This is a genomic window from Nonomuraea sp. NPDC052265 (assembly GCF_044547985.1).
In the GTDB taxonomy this organism is placed as follows: domain Bacteria; phylum Actinomycetota; class Actinomycetes; order Streptosporangiales; family Streptosporangiaceae; genus Nonomuraea.
This window is the reverse complement of record NZ_JBIUBJ010000008.1, coordinates 26,121-41,155: the sequence shown is the minus strand read 5'-3', so window position 1 is coordinate 41,155 and position 15,035 is coordinate 26,121. Positions and strand designations below refer to the sequence as shown.

Genomic DNA, 15,035 nt, shown 5'->3' with positions numbered 1-15,035 from the left:
CCGGAGCCGGGATCTCCTCAGGCGCTGAACTTCGACGGGAGACACCATGGTGGGGGTACCACTGGCTCGGCGTACCAGAAAGCGGTCGCGGCCGACGCGCATCGATTCTGTGCTGGAGTACGCGTCCCTGGGCTGGCCCGTCGTGCCGGGTGCCTTTCCGCTGCGTCACGGCCCCCGGGCGTGTTCGTGCGACCGCGTCGGCTGTCCCGACCCGGGCGCCCATCCGCTCTCGCCCGCCTGGCACATGCAGGCCACGACGGACACGACGCTGCTGACCCGATGGTGGGAGAGCGAGCCGGAGGCCAACGTGATCCTGCCCACAGGGCGCGTGTTCGACGTGTTCGACGTACCGCTCGCCTCCGGCCTGTCGGCCCTCACCAGGATCGACGCCGCCGGAGCCCACCCAGGCCCGGTCGCCGCTCAAGGCGACCGGGTCTTGTTTTATGTGGCCACCCGCGGCAACCCCGAGGACGAGGACGAGTGGTGGTCCTGCCAGCTCGACTGCGACCCGGCCACCATCGACGACACGCCGGGCCTGCGCTGGCACTGCCGCGACAGCTACGTGCTCGCGCCGCCCTCGGCCCTGCCCTCCGGCCAGCCGCTCACCTGGCTCCGGCCGCCGGACGGCCGCCCGCTGCCCGACCCGCTGCGCATCCTGGAATGGCTGGCCGACTGACCACGCCCTGCGGCGAAGGCACCGGCCCTCGGGGCTAACCTGGGTCGGGTGAGCCGTACACAGAACTCCGAGGACCTGTTCGCCCGCGCCAGGGAAGTGGTGCCCGGCGGCGTCAACTCGCCCGTGCGCGCGTTCGGCGCGGTGGGCGGCACGCCGCGTTTCATGGCCTCGGGCCAGGGGCCCTACATCACCGACGTCGACGGCAACCGCTACGTCGACCTGGTCTGCTCCTGGGGGCCGATGATCCTCGGCCACCGGCATCCCGCGGTCGTCGAGGCCGTCTCCGCCGCGGTCGCCCACGGCTTCTCCTACGGCACCGCCACGCCGGGCGAGGTCGAGCTGGCCGAGGAGATCGTCTCCAGGATGGCGCCGGTCGAGAAGGTGCGCCTGGTCAGCTCCGGCACCGAGGCGACGATGAGCGCGGTTCGCCTGGCGCGCGGCTTCACCGGGCGGTCCAAGGTGATCAAGTTCGCCGGCTGCTACCACGGGCACGTCGACGCGCTGCTGGCCTCGGCCGGGTCAGGGGTGGTGACGTTCGGGCTGCCGGACACGCCGGGGGTGACCGGGGCGTCGGCGGCCGACACGATCGTGCTGCCGTACAACGACGTCCAGGCCGTGGAGGAGGCGTTCGCGGCCGCCGAGGTGGCCTGCGTGATCACCGAGGCGTGCCCGGCGAACATGGGCGTCGTCCCGCCGCGCGACGGTTTCAACGCCCGGCTGCGCGAGCTGTGCACGGCCAACGGCGCGCTGCTCATCGTCGACGAGGTGCTGACCGGCTTCCGCGTCTCGTCCGCCGGCTGGTACGGCCTCGACCCCGTCGACGCCGACCTCATGACGTTCGGCAAGGTCATGGGTGGTGGCCTGCCCGCGGCGGCGTTCGGCGGCCGGGCCGACGTGATGGCGTTCCTGGCCCCGGAGGGCCCGGTCTACCAGGCGGGCACGTTGTCGGGCAATCCGCTGGCGTGCGCGGCCGGCCTGGCCACGCTGCGCGCCCTCGACGCCGACGCCTACGCGCGCATCGACGCGGCGGCGCTCGCGGTGGGCGACGCGGCGGCCGAGGCGCTGGCGAAGGCGGGTGTGCCCCACCGGTTGCAGCGGGCCGGCAGCCTGTTCTCGATCTTCTTCGCCGAGGCCGAGGTGAGCGACTTCGACCAGGCCAAAGCCCAGAACACGGCGGCCTTCACCGCGTTCTTCCACGCGATGCTCGACCAGGGTGTCTACCTGCCGCCCTCGGCGTACGAGGCGTGGTTCCTGTCGGCGTCCCACGACGACGAGGCGCTCAATCGGATCGCCGACGCCCTGCCGGCAGCGGCGAAGGCGGCAGCGGCGGTTCTGTGACCCGGCGCGGCCCGGTGCCGGCGTACAGCACGCCGGCGACGATGAGGGCCGCGGCCAGGAGTTCGGTCCAGGAGAGCGGTTCGCCGGCCACCAGCGCGGCCGACGAGATGCCGAACACCGGCACGAGCAGCGTGTACGGCGCCACGGTCGAGGCGTCGTACCGGCGCAGCAGCCAGCCCCACACGCCGAACCCGCCGAGCGTCGAGACGAAGGCCACGTAGGCCAGCGACAGCCATCCCTCGGCGGGGGCGGCCAGCACGGGCGGCCCTTCGACCAGCAGCGACAGCAGCAGCAGGGGCGGCGCCGAGAAGGCGCTCACCCAGACCATGAACCGCAGCGAGTCCGGCGGCGCGGCCCTGCGCTGCACCACGTTGCCGAGGCCCCAGGCAGCGGCGGCGGCCACGCACAGGGCGAAGGCGCCCAGCGGGCCGGACACCCCGAAGTCGAACGCGACCAGGGCCAGGCCGCCGAAGGCGACCGCCAGACCGAGGACGCGGCGGGCGGTGAGCCGCTCACCGAGCAGCGTCACCGCGAACAGCACGGTGAACAACGCCTGCATCTGCAGGACGAGAGAGGTCAGCCCGGCCGGCATGCCCGCTCGCATGCCCACCAGCAACAGGCCGAACTGACCCACTCCGAGAGTGGCCGCCACCCCGGCGACCCAGCGCCACGGGACTCCCGGCCGCCCCGCGAGCAGCAGGGCGGGGAACGCCGCCAGGGTGAACCTGAGCCCCGCGTACAGCAGCGGAGGGAAGTGCTTCAGGCCGACCTGCATGACGACGAAGTTGAAGCCCCAGACGGCCGCGAGGCCGACGGCGAGGGCGAGGTGGCGGGGGCTCACGCAGAGCGGGTCTTCTGGTACCGGTTGCGCTGCTCGCGGGCCTGCTCGGCGAGCACCTTGAGGTACGAGGTGGAACGGGTCTCGGGCTTCCTGCTCTTAATGATTCGCATGCATATATTTTCATCTGCTTCAGATACAAGGACAAGCGAGACTTTCTACGCTAAACCCTTTAGTCTGGCTTACATGTTGGACCTGAACCGGCTCAAGGCTCTTCACGCCGTGCACGTCTACGGTTCGGTCGGCGCGGCGGCCGACGCCCTCATGGTCACGCCCTCGGCCGTCAGCCAGCAGATCGCCAAGCTGGAGCGGGAGACGGGCGCCCGGCTCATGGAGCGCAGCGGCCGCGGCGTGCGGCTGACCGACGCCGCGGGCCTGCTCGCCGAGCACGCCGAACGCATCCTGGCCCTGGTCGAGACCGCCGAGGCGGACTTCGAGGCCCTGCGCGGCGAGGTCGTCGGCCGGCTCGGCATCGCCGCCTTCGCCACCGCGACCCGCGGCCTGATGCCCGGCGCGCTCGTCCAGCTCAAGAAGCACCATCCCGACCTGCACGTGCACCTCTACGAGCGCGAGCCCGAGCGGGTGCTGCGCGAGGTGGCCAGGGGCGAGCTGGACCTGGGCGTGATGCAGGACTGGCTCAACCGGCCCATCGCCATGCCCGAGGGCCTGTCCAGGGCCACGCTGCTCGACGACGTGGCCGACGTCGCGATCCCCGCCGACCATCCGCTGGCCGGGCGCAGGGAGCTGGGGCTGGCCGAGCTGCACGGCGAGCGGTGGATCAGCTCCTCGCCCGGCACGGTCTGCCACGACTGGCTGGTCTTCACGCTGCGCAACGCCTCGCTGGAGCCGGAGATCGCCTGCATGGCCGACGAGTACCCCACCCAGCTCGCGCTGGTCGCCGCCGGGCTCGGCTGCGCGATCGTGCCGCGGCTGGGCCGCGACTGCGTGCCCGACGGCGTGCGGCTGGTCCCGATCATGCCGCGGCAGTCGCGCCGCATCTACGCGGTGTGGCGCACCGACGCGGCCCGCCGTCCCGCGATCAGGGCCACGGTCGAGGCCCTGGTCGCCGTCAGCCGCGAGCAGGAGAACGCCTGGGCGGTCAACTGAGCGCCCGGCCACGCACGCGCTCAACCCGGCGCGATCGCCACCACGCACGCGCTCAGCTGAGCGCGATCGCCACCACGCCGCCGAGGATCACGCCCGCCGCCAGCAGCCGCCGCCGCAGGTCGCCCTCCGCCAGCAGCCGCCCGCCGAGCACCACCGCGATCAGCACGCTCACCTCGCGCGCCGGCGCGACCACGCTCACCGGCGCCATCGTGAACGCGACCAGGATCAGCAGGTACGACAGGAAGATCAGGAACGCCGCCCCCACGATCCGCGACCGGTGCTCCCGCCACACGGGCACGACCAGCCGCCGCCTGGCCCCGGCGACGAACGGCGTGAGCGCCAGCGCCCGCCCGACCTCCCCGAGGTAGTTGAGCATGATCGGCGCCACCGCGAACGCGCTGACCACCTGCGAGTCCCACACCGTGTACCCGGCGATGAACAGCCCCACGACCAGCCCGGACACCAGCCCCCGCAGGTCGCCGCGCCCGGCCGCGCCGCCGCTCATCATGAACACGCCGACCCCGACGAGCACGATCCCGGCCACGCCGACCGGCGCCGGATGCTCGTCCAGGAACAGCACGGCGACCAGGCTGGCCAGCATCGGCCCCGTACCGCGGGCGACTGGGTAGACCAGCGACAGATCGCCCGCGCCGTAGCCACGCTGGAGCAGCACGAAGTACACCAGGTGCAGGGCCGTACTGCCGCCGATCACCGCGAGGTCGCCCCACGACAGCCGGGCGCCCGTGACCAGCAGGAACCCGGCGAACAGCGGGCTCCACACCACCGTGGCCACGACCCCGACCAGCCAGAGGAAGACGATCCCGTCGGCCTGGGAGGCCTTCTTGCTCAGCAGGTTCCAGGTGGCGTGCGCGACGGCGGCGACGAGAATGAGGACCAGCGCCCAAGGGCTCATCCGGGCGACTCCTTCCAGGTGTGACGGAGAGGAGCCTCCAGGCTTTTGTCCCGTCAGCTGTACGGCCCCCAGGGGCCGCGGCGCCGCTCGGACCTGTCTTCCGGCCCTGGTTGTGTGACGGGGGAGGCAGGCCGGACGCGGAACCCTAGGCGCAGTCGTCCCGACCCTACCGCCGCGCGAAATGCCGGACCAGGCAGCCCCTGACTATGACCGGCATCGAAACGGATAGGCTGTGGCACACCATGGCTGAAACCACCGTCGTCCACCTTTTGCGCCACGGTGAGGTGCACAATCCCGGCGGCATCCTGTACGGCAGGCTGCCCGGCTACCACCTGTCCGACACCGGCAGGCTCATGGCCGAGACGGTCGCCAAGGCCGTCGGCGGCCGCGACATCGTCGCCGTCTTCAGCTCGCCGCTCGAACGCGCGCTGGAGACCGCGGCCCCGCTCACCGACAAGCTCGGCCTCGACGTGACCAAGGACGACCGCCTGCTCGAAGCGGCGAACATGCTGCAGGGCCGCCCGGTCGGCCAGGGGTTGGCCATCCTCCGCAACCCGCGCAACTACCGCTATTTCTGGAACCCGCTGCGCCCGTCGTGGGGTGAGGCGTACCCGGCGATCGTGGCGCGGATGAAGTCGGCGGTCGACGACGCCAGGGCCGCCGCGCGCGGGCACGAGGCCGTGCTGGTCAGCCACCAGCTCCCGATCTGGACGATCAGGATGGCCGCCGAGGGCCGCCGGCTCTGGCACGACCCGCGCCGCAGGCAGTGCGCGCTGGCCAGCCTCACCACCTTCACCTTCGAGGGCGACCGCCTGGTCAGCGTCGGCTACAGCGAGCCGGCCGGGTCGCTGAGTTCGGGGCCGTCGGTACCAGGGGCCTGATGTCCGGGCCATGTGTCCCCGCCGGTAGAGTTGCAAGCTCTACCGGTTGTAGTACAAGGAGATCATCCTCCGTGCGCGCGACGTCCATCTCCCTCGTTCTCCTGGCCGCGCTGGCCGCGGGCTGCGCGGCCAACCAGAGCGGGCAGCCCCAGGTGGGCGACACCCGGTTCGTCGCGGGCGACGGCAAGATGCAGGTCTTCGACGCCTCCGACCGCAAGGCGGCCCCGCCGGTCGAGGGCCCCACGCTCGACGGCGGCACGGCCTCGCTGGCCGCCCACAAGGGCAAGGTCGTGGTGATCAACTTCTGGGCCTCGTGGTGCGGCCCGTGCCGGGCCGAGGCACCGGTGCTCAAGGAGGTCGCCGCCAAGACCCAGGGCGACGTGCAGTTCATCGGCGTCGACTTCAAGGACCGCCAGGCCGACGCCCTCGCCTTCGAGCGCACCGAGCAGACCGGCTACTCCCACATCTTCGACCAGCCCGGCAAGGTCGCGCTGTCCTTCCAGGGCACCGTGCCGCCCGCGGCGATCCCGTCCACGCTGATCATCGACAAGCAGGGGCGCGTCGCGGCCAGGGCGCTCGGGGCGGTCAAGTACACCGACCTGATGAACACGGTGACCAAGGTGCGCGATGAGTGACGTCGTCGCCTCCGGCTCGCTGCTGCTCGCGGTGCCGATCGCGCTGCTGGCCGGGGTGGTGTCGTTCCTGTCGCCGTGCGTGCTGCCGCTGGTGCCGGGCTATCTGTCGTACGTGACGGGCATGAGCGCCGACCCCAAGCGGGGGCGGCTCGTGCTCGGCGCGGTGTTGTTCGTGGCCGGGTTCGCGCTGGTGTTCGTGCTCAGCGGCGCGCTGTTCGGCGGGCTCGGCTCGATCATGCTGGGCAACGCCCAGATCATCACGCGGGTCCTCGGCGTCCTGACGATCCTGCTCGGGCTGGCCTTCCTGGGCGTGCTGCCCGGCCTGATGCGCGACGTGCGCATCCACAAGCTGCCGGCCGCGGGCCTGGCCGGTGCGCCGCTGCTCGGCGTGGTGTTCGGCCTCGGCTGGACGCCGTGCATCGGCCCCACGCTGGCCGTCGTGCTCACGCTGGGGCTCAACGAGGGCAGCGCCTCGCGCGGCGCGCTGCTGGCCGTCGCCTACGCGCTGGGCCTCGGGCTGCCCTTCGTGGCCGCCGCCCTGGCCTACAGCAAGGCACTGCGCACGTTCCGGGCCGTGCGCCGGCACACCAGGCTGATCACCAGGATCGGCGGGGTCATGATGGTGGCCGTCGGGCTGCTGCTCGTCACCGGACTGTGGGGGACGATGATCGCGGCCATGCAGGGGCTCATCGGCGCGTTCGAGCCGGTGATCTGATGAGCGTCGACGAGCTGGTGCGGGAGGAGCGCGAGCCGCGGCAGGCCAGGCTGGGGCCCGTCGGCTGGCTGCGATGGGGCTGGCGCACCCTCACCTCGATGAAGACCGCGCTGATCCTGCTCTTCCTGCTCGCGCTCGGCTCGATCCCGGGCTCGCTGGTGCCCCAGCGCAGCGTCGAGCCCGACAAGGTGGCGCTGCTCTACCAGCAGAACCCCACCCTGGCCGAGTGGTACGACCGGTTCCAGCTCTTCGAGGTGTTCACCTCGGTCTGGTTCGCCGCCGTCTACCTGCTGCTGTTCACCTCGCTCGTCGGCTGCATCATCCCGCGCACCGCGACCTATCTGCGCGAGCTGCGCCGCAAGCCGCCCGCCGCCCCCAAGAACCTGTCCCGGCTGCCGCACTCCGACTCCTTCGAGGGCGACCTCACCGTGGAGGAGGCCGCCGGGCGGCTGCGCGGGCTGCGCTTCCGCGTCGTCACCGGCGACGGCTGGGTGGCCGCCGAGAAGGGCTACCTGCGCGAGACCGGCAACCTGTTCTTCCACGTCGCGCTGATCGGCATCCTGCTCGCCGTCGGCTTCGGCTCCCTGTACGGCTACCGCGGCAACGTCCTGGTCGTCGAGGGCGACGGCTTCGCCAACACCGTGGCCGCCTACGACAGGTTCATCCCCGGCAGCCGGGTCTCGGCCGAGTCGCTCCAGCCGTTCTCGTTCGAGCTGTCCGACTTCAAGGCCACCTACCAGGTCGAGGGCGACAAGAAGGGCCAGGAGCTCGACTACTCCGCCTACCTGAAGGTGCACGACGAGCCCGGCGCGCCCGCCCGCGACTACGAGCTCAAGGTCAACGACCCTCTTGAGGTCGACGGGACGCAGACGTACCTGATCGGCCACGGCTACGCGCCCGTCTTCAAGGTCACCGACGGCAAGGGTCAGGTCGCCTACGAAGGGCCCGTGGCCTGCCTGATCGACCAGAAGTCCACGCTGACCTCGTCGTGCGTCGTCAAGGCGCCCGACGCGCAGCCGTCCCAGCTCGGGTTCCTGCTGCGCTTCCTGCCCACCAGCGTGCCGCTGACCGACGGCACCTACGCCTCGGCCTTCCCCGGCGAGCTCCAGCCGCAGGTGCAGCTCCTGGGCGGTTACGTGGGCGACCTCGGCATGCGGTCGGGCAAGCCCCAGTCGGTCTACAAGATCCTGCCGGACGAGCTCGACGGCAAGATCGTCCCGGTGGTGCGGGGGTCGTTCGCGACCAAGCCGCTGTCGGTGGGGGAGTCGGCCGAGCTGCCCGGCGGGGCGGGGAAGCTGGAGTTCACCGGCGTCAAGGAGTGGATCACGCTCCAGACCGCCTACGACCCGGGGCGGGTGCCCGCGCTGATCGCCGCGGCCGTCGCGGTCGTCGCCATCGCGCTGTCGTTGATGATCCGCCGCCGCCGTGTCTGGGTGCGGGTCAGGGAAGGGCGGGTCGACGTCGGCGGCCTGACCCGTACCGAGGGTTCCGCGGCGGGCTTCGCCGAGGAGTTCGCCGAGATCGTCAAGGCTCTATCAGCAGGAGAACAGCATGTCCGCTGAGCAATTGGCCGGGCTGAGCGACAAGTTCGTCGTCGCCGCCGTCCTGCTCTACATCATCGCCATGGTGGGCTTCGCGATGGAGCTGGCCTTCGGGAGGGCCGTGCCGGGCAAGGCCGCCGTGAAGCGGGCCGCCCGGCAGCCCGTCACGGTCGGCGCCCCCTCGGACGGCGACCCCTCGGACGGCGACGCCGCCCCCGAGGCGGAGGCGGCCGTCGCCGACCCCGCGCCCGTCATGGGGGGCGGGGCCAGGGCCGGGCGCATCGCGCTCGTGCTGGCCTGGATCGGCTGGGCCGCCAACCTCGGCGCCATCATCACCCGCGGCCTGGCGGTCGGCCGGTGGCCGTGGGGCAACATGTACGAGTTCGTGGTGGCCATCTGCCTCGCCGCCGTGACCGCGTTCCTGTTCACCCAGGTCCGCCAGAACGTGCGGTTCCTGGGCGCGTTCGTCATGATCGCCGCCACGCTCGGGCTCGGGTTCGCGGTCAAGGTGCTCTACACGGCGGCCGGGCCCGTGGTGCCGGCGCTGAACTCGTACTGGATCGCGATCCACGTCACCGCGGCGATCCTGGCCAGCGGGCTGTTCACGCTGGCCGGCGTGTCGGGGGTGCTGTTCCTGGTGCGCGGCGACGGGCTCTCCCGCCTGCCCACCCGCGACGACCTGGAGCGGGTGGCGCACCGGGCGATCGTGCTGGCCTTCCCGCTGTGGACGTTCGCCGTCATTGCCGGCGCGCTCTGGGCCGACCGCGCCTGGGGCCGCTACTGGGGCTGGGACCCCAAGGAGGTCTGGTCCTTCATCACCTGGGTGGCCTACGCGGCCTACCTGCACGCCAGGGTGACCGCCGGCTGGCGGGGCAGGGCCGCCATGATCGTGCAGCTGCTGGCCTTCGGGTGCCTGATCTTCAACCTGGTCGGCGTCAACATCTTCATCTCCGGCCTGCACAGCTACGCCGACGTCAGCGGTTAGTCCTCGCCGCGCATCCGCCGGTCGAGATCTCGCAGGAAGTCGGGGTCGTCGTCCGGGCCCTTCGGCGCGCCCGGGCCCGGCGGCACCGGCCACGGGTCGCGCTCGACCTTGGGCCGGCCGCGCAGCATCCAGATCACACCGCCGAGAAGCGGGATCAGCACGACGATGAGGACCCACAGCGCCTTTGGTACGTTCCTGACCTCTTCCTCGGGTGCGGTGATGACGTCGAAGAGCGAGAAGAGCCAGAAGGCCAGCAACGCCAGGCCGATCAGAACACCTGCCATGCCCGAACTGTAAGCCATCCGCGACGTGATCGTGTTGGGCGATGTCCCGTTTCGGATGACTCGGGAAGATCGGCGTCGTACCGTGGAACCCGGTTCGGCATGGACGCGGCGTGAAGGGGTGCGATGGCCTTTTCTCACGACAAGGGCCGACATCGGCGCGGCCGTTGGTGGCGGCGCGGGTCGTACCTGTTCTCGCGGCGTGACGAGGCTCCTCCGGACGCGGACCGTTCCTTCTGGTCCCGCCGGAGGGACAGCCGCCCCGAGGCCCCGAGAGAGCAGCTCAACGGCGCGGAGCGGCGCAAGGAGCAGCAGCCGGAACGGTTCGCCCGTCCGGGCGGCCCCCAGCGGCGCGAGGTGACCTGGGACGGCTTCTCGCTGCGCGAACGCGGGGAACGCCTGCCCGCCGCCGTCGCCGAACGCCCCCGCTACACCTGGTACGACTTCGAGCTCGACGACACGCCCCCCAGGGCCCAGCCCAACAGGCCCGAGGCCCCCTCCATCGGCGACGGCCTGCGCCACTGCGGCAAGCTGGAGAAGATCCTCCACCGCCAGTGGGACGCCCGGCACGGCCCGCCCTCCAAGGACGCCGTGCGCGCCGTGGAGAGCCTGGCCCGGCTGCCGGAACGGCTGAAGGAGCTGCTGGCCGCCGGCCTCGAAGGCATCTACGTCGGCCCGGGCGGCGTCCCCGACCTCGACGACATGGGCTACTTACGCGGCGCGCCGCTCCCGGCGGGCCGGGCCACCTGGGACATCTGCGCCGGCGCGTACGGCGACCGCAAGATCGTGGTGGGCGACCGGCCCTCACCCACACCGGACGTGATGATGCACGAGGTCGGCCACGCCATCGACGACCTGGACTCGCTCCACGGCGAATGGGTGTCGGACTCGCGAGAGTTCGTCCGGCTCTACGAGAACGCCTTCCCCAAGCTCGCCTCGACCTTCCACCGCCAGGGCAACGGCCTGGGCCGCAAGGAGTTCTTCGCCGACGCCTTCGCGGCCATCGCCGCCCGCCAGCGCCCGGCCCTGGTGGACATGCTCGGCGGCGACACACGGATGGCGCTCGACGTCATGCTCTTCTTCAACCGGCGCTACGGAATCTAGGTGATCAGCCATGTACGTCATCCGGCTCGCTGACGGGACCCTGCGCGTGCCGCAGAGCCTGACCAGCGAAGACGGGCGTCTGATCGGCAACGCGTACGTGGACGTGCAGCCCGGCGATCCCGACTACGACAAGTGGCTGCCCGAGTCGCTGACCGAGGAGGAGGCGGCCGAGCGCCGGCGTCGCTGGGAAGAGGAGAACGACGACCTTGAGCGTGAGTTCCTGGCGTTCAAGGCCGGCCAGGAGGACGCCTGAGGAGGACGCCTGAGGAGGACGGGCGCCAGCCACGGTCGGCGGTTGGCGCCGCCTCGTGCCTGCCCTCGGGAGGTGTGGCCCGGAAGCACGCTCGTTCACGGCCTCACGACGTGCGGCGGACTGAGGTCCCGCCAGCGGTGATCCTGGCGGATCTCAGGATCACCGACTAGACGGAACGTCAGACGCGCGGGGACTCACCTGCTGGCCTGTCGGCCGTGAGAACGTCCTCGCCTCGAAGAAGGGCGTGCACTTCCGACTCGCGGAAGCGCCGGTGCCCTCCGGGGGTGCGGATACTGCTGATGCGGCCTGCCGCAGCCCAGCGCGTAACCGTCTTTGGGTCTACCCGGAAGAGGGCGGCAACCTCTCCTGGGGTCAGCAGACGCTCGCTGCTACTCTCCACCAATCTCTCCCCCTCGCATCCCGCTTCCTGCCAGCGGGCGGACAGGTAACCAGTGTGTCGAGCGAAGCCTGATTTATCCGTGGTTTTCGACAAAGATCACGGGTTGTTATCAGCTGACTGCCCGATTGTTATATGATAGAGCCTCTTTGGGGCTCTCGTGGGTGTTTCTTTACGAAACACCCTAACTGGGAACAGTAGCAGCGCTCGCGTCCGATGCGAAGAGCGACCGCTACGCAGGGACGAGTAACCTCGAACCTGTGCATCCCGTTCTTGTTTACACCGCGTCGCGGATCGGCCTGTTTGTCGTGACCCTGGGTGTTCTGTACCTCGTCGGCCTGCAAAACCCGCTGATCCTGCTCGCAGCCGCTTTCGTGATCAGCGGCATTGCCAGCTACGTGTTGCTGTCGAGGCAGCGTGACGCCGTCAGCGCACGCCTCAGCGACCGGATCGACCGCCCGAAGCCGCAGGACGACTAGGCCAGGGGGAACATGCCAATCCGGGCATGGTACTCCCGTCCGAGTCGCGTTGTGTCACTACCGACTAGTAGCCCTGTCTTGTGCGCCAGAAATGCCTTCACACCGATGCCGCGCTCCCGGCCCGGATTCCAGGCGAGCGCCTTTCCGGTACCCGGATGAATGGCGCCGATGCCCTCGCGGGGGACCGCCCCCGGGCCGGCCGAGTCGCGGCCCTGCGGGTTGTTCAGCCAGCGCTGGTGGCCGCCGACATAGACCGCTGAGCCGGTCACCGCGACCGCGTAGAGCGAGTCGCCGCCGGTGGCGTTGGTCCAGGTCGGCCTGACGTCCGTGCCCCTCGCGTACGTCTCGAACCGGGCGGCCGTGTCGCACATGCGACCCCTCGGCCCCCCGGTCGTGACGACCACGAAATAGCGGCCGTCGGGGGCGAAGTCCAGCCCGCGCACGTAGGAGGGGAACGGCTCGGCGCAGCGCTGCGCGTAGACCTCGGTGCGCCAGTCGGCGACCCTGGCCACGGGGCCGCCGACGTCGATCAGGCCGAGCTGTGGCCTGGACTTCCCGCCGAGCGTGGTGAACGAGCCGTCGACCGCCAGCCGGCCCGCCGACAAGGCGAGGGCCTGGACCTTCACCCGGGGCGTCAGCGGCTCGCCCGGCGTGACGGCGAACCCGGGGTCGGCCGCGCCCGTCGTGGCGTCGAGCCCGGCCAGGGCCACGCGCGGCCGGACGAAGTCGCCGCCGACGTAGAGCCTGGAGCCGTTCCTGACGAGGGTGGTGACCATGCCGCCCTCGATCCGGGGGGAGAAGCCGCCGACGAGCTGCCCGTCGGCGACGCTGATCCGGGCCAGCGCGCGGGCGCCGGTGTTGTTGACGCCGGGGAAGGCGCCTCCCACGTAGACCGTGCCGTGGTCGCCGGCGGCCAGCCCGTAGACCGGCCCGGCGACGGACGGCGCGAAGTCACGCAGGATGCGGCCGGTCGCCAGGTCGTAGGCGAACAGGTTGGCCCGGCGCAGCGTGTAGGTGCGCGCGGCGTCGGCGACCTCGCTGAACGAGCCGCCGACGACGACGGTGCCGCCGACCAGCGCGATGGCGTTGACGATGCCGTCGAGGACGTGGGGGGTGTTGTCGACCGGGTCGGCCGAGACCACGCGGGGATGCGCGACGGGGGCCGAAGCGATGATCGCCGCAAGGGCGACACGGGCAAGCATTCACCAACAACTAGCAGACGTTCGGTAATGGTGCCGCTACTTTGCGTCAATTGCCGCAAGGGCCTGGCTCGCCGCCGGTCCCGCCCGCTGACCGGGTGGTAGCTGGTCAAAGGCCGTAACGCCCGGCGAAAACCCCGCCGGCCGCGTGAGTACTCTTGTCCGCATGACGCGCGCTCAGTTGGACAAGCAGCCGGACGAGGTCGCCGCGATGTTCGATCGCACCGCCCGGCGCTACGACCTGGTCAACGACGTTGCCTCGCTGTGGCAGGTCAGGCTCTGGCGCAAGGCCGTGGCCGCCGCCGTCGACGCGGGGCCCGGCGAGGTCGTGCTCGACCTGGGGGCGGGCACCGGCACCTCCACCGACAGCTTCACGAGCCTCGGCGCCCGCGCGGTGGCCTCCGACTTCTCCCTCGGCATGTTGCGCACGGGCGTGCGGCGGCACGGCGGCAACTCGTTGAGCGGGCCCGGCATCCCGTTCGTGGCCGGTGACGCGATGCGGCTGCCGTTCGCGGACGGCGTCTTCGACGCGGTGACGATCTCGGTGGCGTTGCGCAACGTGCAGGACACCTCGCAGGCGCTGCGCGAGATGCTCCGGGTGACCAGGCCGGGCGGGCGGCTGGTGATCCTGGAGTTCTCGCACGTGACGTTCGCGCCGTTCGACCTGGTCTACCGCGAATACCTGATGAAGTTCCTGCCCAAGGTGGCCGGGGTGTTCGGCTCCAACGACGACTCCTACGACTACCTCGCCGAGTCCATCAGGGACTGGCCCGACCAGCGGACGCTCGCCCGGACGATCAGTGACGCCGGCTGGGAGCGGGTCGCCTGGCGCAACCTCACGATGGGCATCGTCGCCGTGCACAGGGGCTTCAAGCCCGCCTGAGCCGGTTCGGCCCTTGAGCGGCCGGAGTTCCGGAATTCACCTTCCGCCTTTCTGCCGGTTTTCGCCTTTGCGGGCTCGCTGCGGAGGTCCGGAGGGAGGCCCTGTGCAATTCCCGCCGGGCTGACGACAGGGAATCTTTCCGGGATTGCTCATCGCGCTTTGTGGGCTTATCTCCTCGAATTCTCGGAAGGAGCCCGGGTGATCGGAGAAATCAATCCGACACCCCGCCGGCCGACGTGCAAGATCTCCAGGACGGAGAACGGGCAGGTGGCACCGTCCGAGAAGGGCGTCGCCAGGCCGCCGCGGCCCACGGGGTCGGCGACCCGCCGCCCGCCCTGGACCGCGACGACGGCGTGAAGGACTGGCGGGAGTGCGACTCCACCACGAGAACGTCACCCTCGCCGAGGACGGGCAGGAATCGCGCGGAGTCGTCACGTCGTTGGCAGATCAATCGTAACGACATGGTTATCGTGGCGTGTCTTGCAGGCCCGGCCGATCTTCTGTTGGCTACCGTCATTGGTCCAGACCAATGAGACTCGGGAGGTGGTCCGTCCGATGAGCGGCCTCACTGTCTCACCGGACGGATGGCGCAAGAGCAGTCTCGGCGCGGCCGCCGGCGAGTGTGCCGCGTTCGCCCGGAGCGCGCCCGGAGAGTGGCGGGCGTACGTCGGTGGAGTGCGCTACGCCGAGTTCGAAGTCTGACGATCCTGTGCGAGGCCCTTCGTTGACGACGGAGGGCCTTCTTGTGTCCGGGATCCGTACCCCGACTGCCACTATGTACAGGAAAAGCAGTAGACTGCGGGCCGACAA

Annotated in this window: 18 protein-coding genes; 13 read left to right on the top strand and 5 right to left on the bottom strand. The window is 70.9% G+C overall.

Annotated elements, in window-relative coordinates; all coding sequences use genetic code 11:
- The first annotated feature begins 46 nt into the window (after positions 1-46).
- A complete protein-coding gene (locus ACIHAD_RS23950) occupies positions 47-676 on the top strand; it encodes a bifunctional DNA primase/polymerase (protein WP_397356823.1) in 630 nt (209 codons plus the stop codon).
- 48 nt (positions 677-724) lie between these two features.
- The gene (gene hemL / locus ACIHAD_RS23945) at positions 725-2,014 is read left to right on the top strand and encodes a glutamate-1-semialdehyde 2,1-aminomutase (protein WP_397356822.1); all 1,290 of its coding nucleotides are present in this window, start codon (positions 725-727) and stop codon (positions 2,012-2,014) included.
- Here the strand turns inward: hemL and ACIHAD_RS23940 are convergent.
- Positions 1,956-2,855 (bottom strand): EamA family transporter, encoded by a 900-nt coding sequence (locus ACIHAD_RS23940; protein ID WP_397356821.1) that lies wholly within the window; start codon positions 2,853-2,855, stop codon positions 1,956-1,958. The genes hemL and ACIHAD_RS23940 overlap by 59 nt on opposite strands.
- 183 nt (positions 2,856-3,038) lie before the next feature.
- Between ACIHAD_RS23940 and ACIHAD_RS23935 the strand changes: the two genes are divergently transcribed.
- Positions 3,039-3,959, top strand: coding sequence for a LysR family transcriptional regulator (locus ACIHAD_RS23935; RefSeq protein ID WP_397356820.1), 921 nt, complete (start codon positions 3,039-3,041; stop codon positions 3,957-3,959).
- A 52-nt stretch (positions 3,960-4,011) separates the two neighbouring features.
- Here the strand turns inward: ACIHAD_RS23935 and ACIHAD_RS23930 are convergent, their stop codons facing one another.
- Complete coding sequence (locus ACIHAD_RS23930) at positions 4,012-4,872, bottom strand: EamA family transporter (protein ID WP_397356818.1); 861 nt, start codon at positions 4,870-4,872, stop codon at positions 4,012-4,014.
- 242 nt (positions 4,873-5,114) lie between these two features.
- Here ACIHAD_RS23930 and ACIHAD_RS23925 point away from each other — a divergent pair, with 242 nt between their 5' ends.
- The 5 genes from ACIHAD_RS23925 (at position 5,115) to ccsA (ending at position 9,629) form a co-directional block, all read left to right on the top strand.
- The gene (locus tag ACIHAD_RS23925) at positions 5,115-5,753 is read left to right on the top strand and encodes a histidine phosphatase family protein (protein WP_397356817.1); all 639 of its coding nucleotides are present in this window, start codon (positions 5,115-5,117) and stop codon (positions 5,751-5,753) included.
- Between the two features lie 71 nt (positions 5,754-5,824).
- A complete protein-coding gene (locus ACIHAD_RS23920) occupies positions 5,825-6,388 on the top strand; it encodes a TlpA family protein disulfide reductase (protein WP_397356816.1) in 564 nt (187 codons plus the stop codon).
- Positions 6,381-7,103, top strand: coding sequence for a cytochrome c biogenesis CcdA family protein (locus ACIHAD_RS23915; protein WP_397356815.1), 723 nt, complete (start codon positions 6,381-6,383; stop codon positions 7,101-7,103). The genes ACIHAD_RS23920 and ACIHAD_RS23915 overlap by 8 nt, the downstream gene beginning before the upstream one ends.
- Positions 7,103-8,665, top strand: a complete 1,563-nt coding sequence (locus tag ACIHAD_RS23910; protein WP_397356814.1) for a cytochrome c biogenesis protein ResB — start codon at positions 7,103-7,105, stop codon at positions 8,663-8,665. Before ACIHAD_RS23915 ends, ACIHAD_RS23910 begins: the two co-directional genes overlap by 1 nt.
- Positions 8,655-9,629: a cytochrome c biogenesis protein CcsA gene (ccsA, locus tag ACIHAD_RS23905; RefSeq protein ID WP_397356813.1), complete on the top strand. Its 975-nt coding sequence runs from the start codon at positions 8,655-8,657 to the stop codon at positions 9,627-9,629. Before ACIHAD_RS23910 ends, ccsA begins: the two co-directional genes overlap by 11 nt.
- On the opposite strand, the gene ACIHAD_RS23900 is transcribed toward ccsA, so the two are convergent.
- Positions 9,626-9,913: a PLD nuclease N-terminal domain-containing protein gene (locus tag ACIHAD_RS23900; RefSeq protein WP_397356812.1), complete on the bottom strand. Its 288-nt coding sequence runs from the start codon at positions 9,911-9,913 to the stop codon at positions 9,626-9,628. The two genes, ccsA and ACIHAD_RS23900, sit on opposite strands and share 4 nt — an antisense overlap.
- A 123-nt stretch (positions 9,914-10,036) precedes the next feature.
- On the opposite strand from ACIHAD_RS23900, the gene ACIHAD_RS23895 reads away from it, so the two are divergent.
- Together ACIHAD_RS23895 and ACIHAD_RS23890 are read left to right on the top strand one after the other, a co-directional pair.
- Positions 10,037-11,014 (top strand): hypothetical protein, encoded by a 978-nt coding sequence (locus ACIHAD_RS23895; protein ID WP_397356811.1) that lies wholly within the window; start codon positions 10,037-10,039, stop codon positions 11,012-11,014.
- 10 nt (positions 11,015-11,024) lie between these two features.
- A complete protein-coding gene (locus ACIHAD_RS23890) occupies positions 11,025-11,267 on the top strand; it encodes a hypothetical protein (RefSeq protein ID WP_397356809.1) in 243 nt (80 codons plus the stop codon).
- Between the two features lie 178 nt (positions 11,268-11,445).
- Here the strand turns inward: ACIHAD_RS23890 and ACIHAD_RS23885 are convergent, their stop codons facing one another.
- Positions 11,446-11,667: a BldC family transcriptional regulator gene (locus tag ACIHAD_RS23885; protein ID WP_026214226.1), complete on the bottom strand. Its 222-nt coding sequence runs from the start codon at positions 11,665-11,667 to the stop codon at positions 11,446-11,448.
- Positions 11,668-11,924: 257 nt separating this feature from the next.
- On the opposite strand from ACIHAD_RS23885, the gene ACIHAD_RS23880 reads away from it, so the two are divergent.
- Entirely contained in the window at positions 11,925-12,143 is a 219-nt protein-coding gene (locus ACIHAD_RS23880) for a DUF4229 domain-containing protein (protein WP_397356808.1), read from the top strand.
- On the opposite strand, the gene ACIHAD_RS23875 is transcribed toward ACIHAD_RS23880, so the two are convergent.
- A complete protein-coding gene (locus tag ACIHAD_RS23875; RefSeq protein WP_397356807.1) occupies positions 12,140-13,345 on the bottom strand; it encodes a hypothetical protein in 1,206 nt (401 codons plus the stop codon). The genes ACIHAD_RS23880 and ACIHAD_RS23875 overlap by 4 nt on opposite strands.
- 163 nt (positions 13,346-13,508) lie before the next feature.
- Here ACIHAD_RS23875 and ACIHAD_RS23870 point away from each other — a divergent pair, with 163 nt between their 5' ends.
- Positions 13,509-14,225: a demethylmenaquinone methyltransferase gene (locus ACIHAD_RS23870; RefSeq protein ID WP_397356806.1), complete on the top strand. Its 717-nt coding sequence runs from the start codon at positions 13,509-13,511 to the stop codon at positions 14,223-14,225.
- 555 nt (positions 14,226-14,780) lie between these two features.
- Positions 14,781-14,927: a hypothetical protein gene (locus tag ACIHAD_RS23865; protein WP_397356805.1), complete on the top strand. Its 147-nt coding sequence runs from the start codon at positions 14,781-14,783 to the stop codon at positions 14,925-14,927.
- Positions 14,928-15,035: the final 108 nt, after the last annotated feature.

What these genes read in the sequence shown, in the direction of transcription:
- ACIHAD_RS23930 (WP_397356818.1), bottom strand. Translation starts at nt 4,872, where the DNA reads ATGAGCCCTTGGGCGCTGGTCCTCATTCTCGTCGCCGCCGTCGCGCAC.
- ACIHAD_RS23915 (WP_397356815.1), top strand. Translation starts at nt 6,381, where the DNA reads ATGAGTGACGTCGTCGCCTCCGGCTCGCTGCTGCTCGCGGTGCCGATC.
- ACIHAD_RS23870 (WP_397356806.1), top strand. Translation starts at nt 13,509, where the DNA reads ATGACGCGCGCTCAGTTGGACAAGCAGCCGGACGAGGTCGCCGCGATG.
- ccsA (WP_397356813.1), top strand. Translation starts at nt 8,655, where the DNA reads ATGTCCGCTGAGCAATTGGCCGGGCTGAGCGACAAGTTCGTCGTCGCC.
- ACIHAD_RS23890 (WP_397356809.1), top strand. Translation starts at nt 11,025, where the DNA reads ATGTACGTCATCCGGCTCGCTGACGGGACCCTGCGCGTGCCGCAGAGC.
- ACIHAD_RS23935 (WP_397356820.1), top strand. Translation starts at nt 3,039, where the DNA reads ATGTTGGACCTGAACCGGCTCAAGGCTCTTCACGCCGTGCACGTCTAC.
- ACIHAD_RS23875 (WP_397356807.1), bottom strand. Translation starts at nt 13,345, where the DNA reads ATGCTTGCCCGTGTCGCCCTTGCGGCGATCATCGCTTCGGCCCCCGTC.
- ACIHAD_RS23910 (WP_397356814.1), top strand. Translation starts at nt 7,103, where the DNA reads ATGAGCGTCGACGAGCTGGTGCGGGAGGAGCGCGAGCCGCGGCAGGCC.
- ACIHAD_RS23895 (WP_397356811.1), top strand. Translation starts at nt 10,037, where the DNA reads ATGGCCTTTTCTCACGACAAGGGCCGACATCGGCGCGGCCGTTGGTGG.
- ACIHAD_RS23925 (WP_397356817.1), top strand. Translation starts at nt 5,115, where the DNA reads ATGGCTGAAACCACCGTCGTCCACCTTTTGCGCCACGGTGAGGTGCAC.
- ACIHAD_RS23900 (WP_397356812.1), bottom strand. Translation starts at nt 9,913, where the DNA reads ATGGCAGGTGTTCTGATCGGCCTGGCGTTGCTGGCCTTCTGGCTCTTC.
- ACIHAD_RS23950 (WP_397356823.1), top strand. Translation starts at nt 47, where the DNA reads ATGGTGGGGGTACCACTGGCTCGGCGTACCAGAAAGCGGTCGCGGCCG.
- ACIHAD_RS23865 (WP_397356805.1), top strand. Translation starts at nt 14,781, where the DNA reads ATGAGCGGCCTCACTGTCTCACCGGACGGATGGCGCAAGAGCAGTCTC.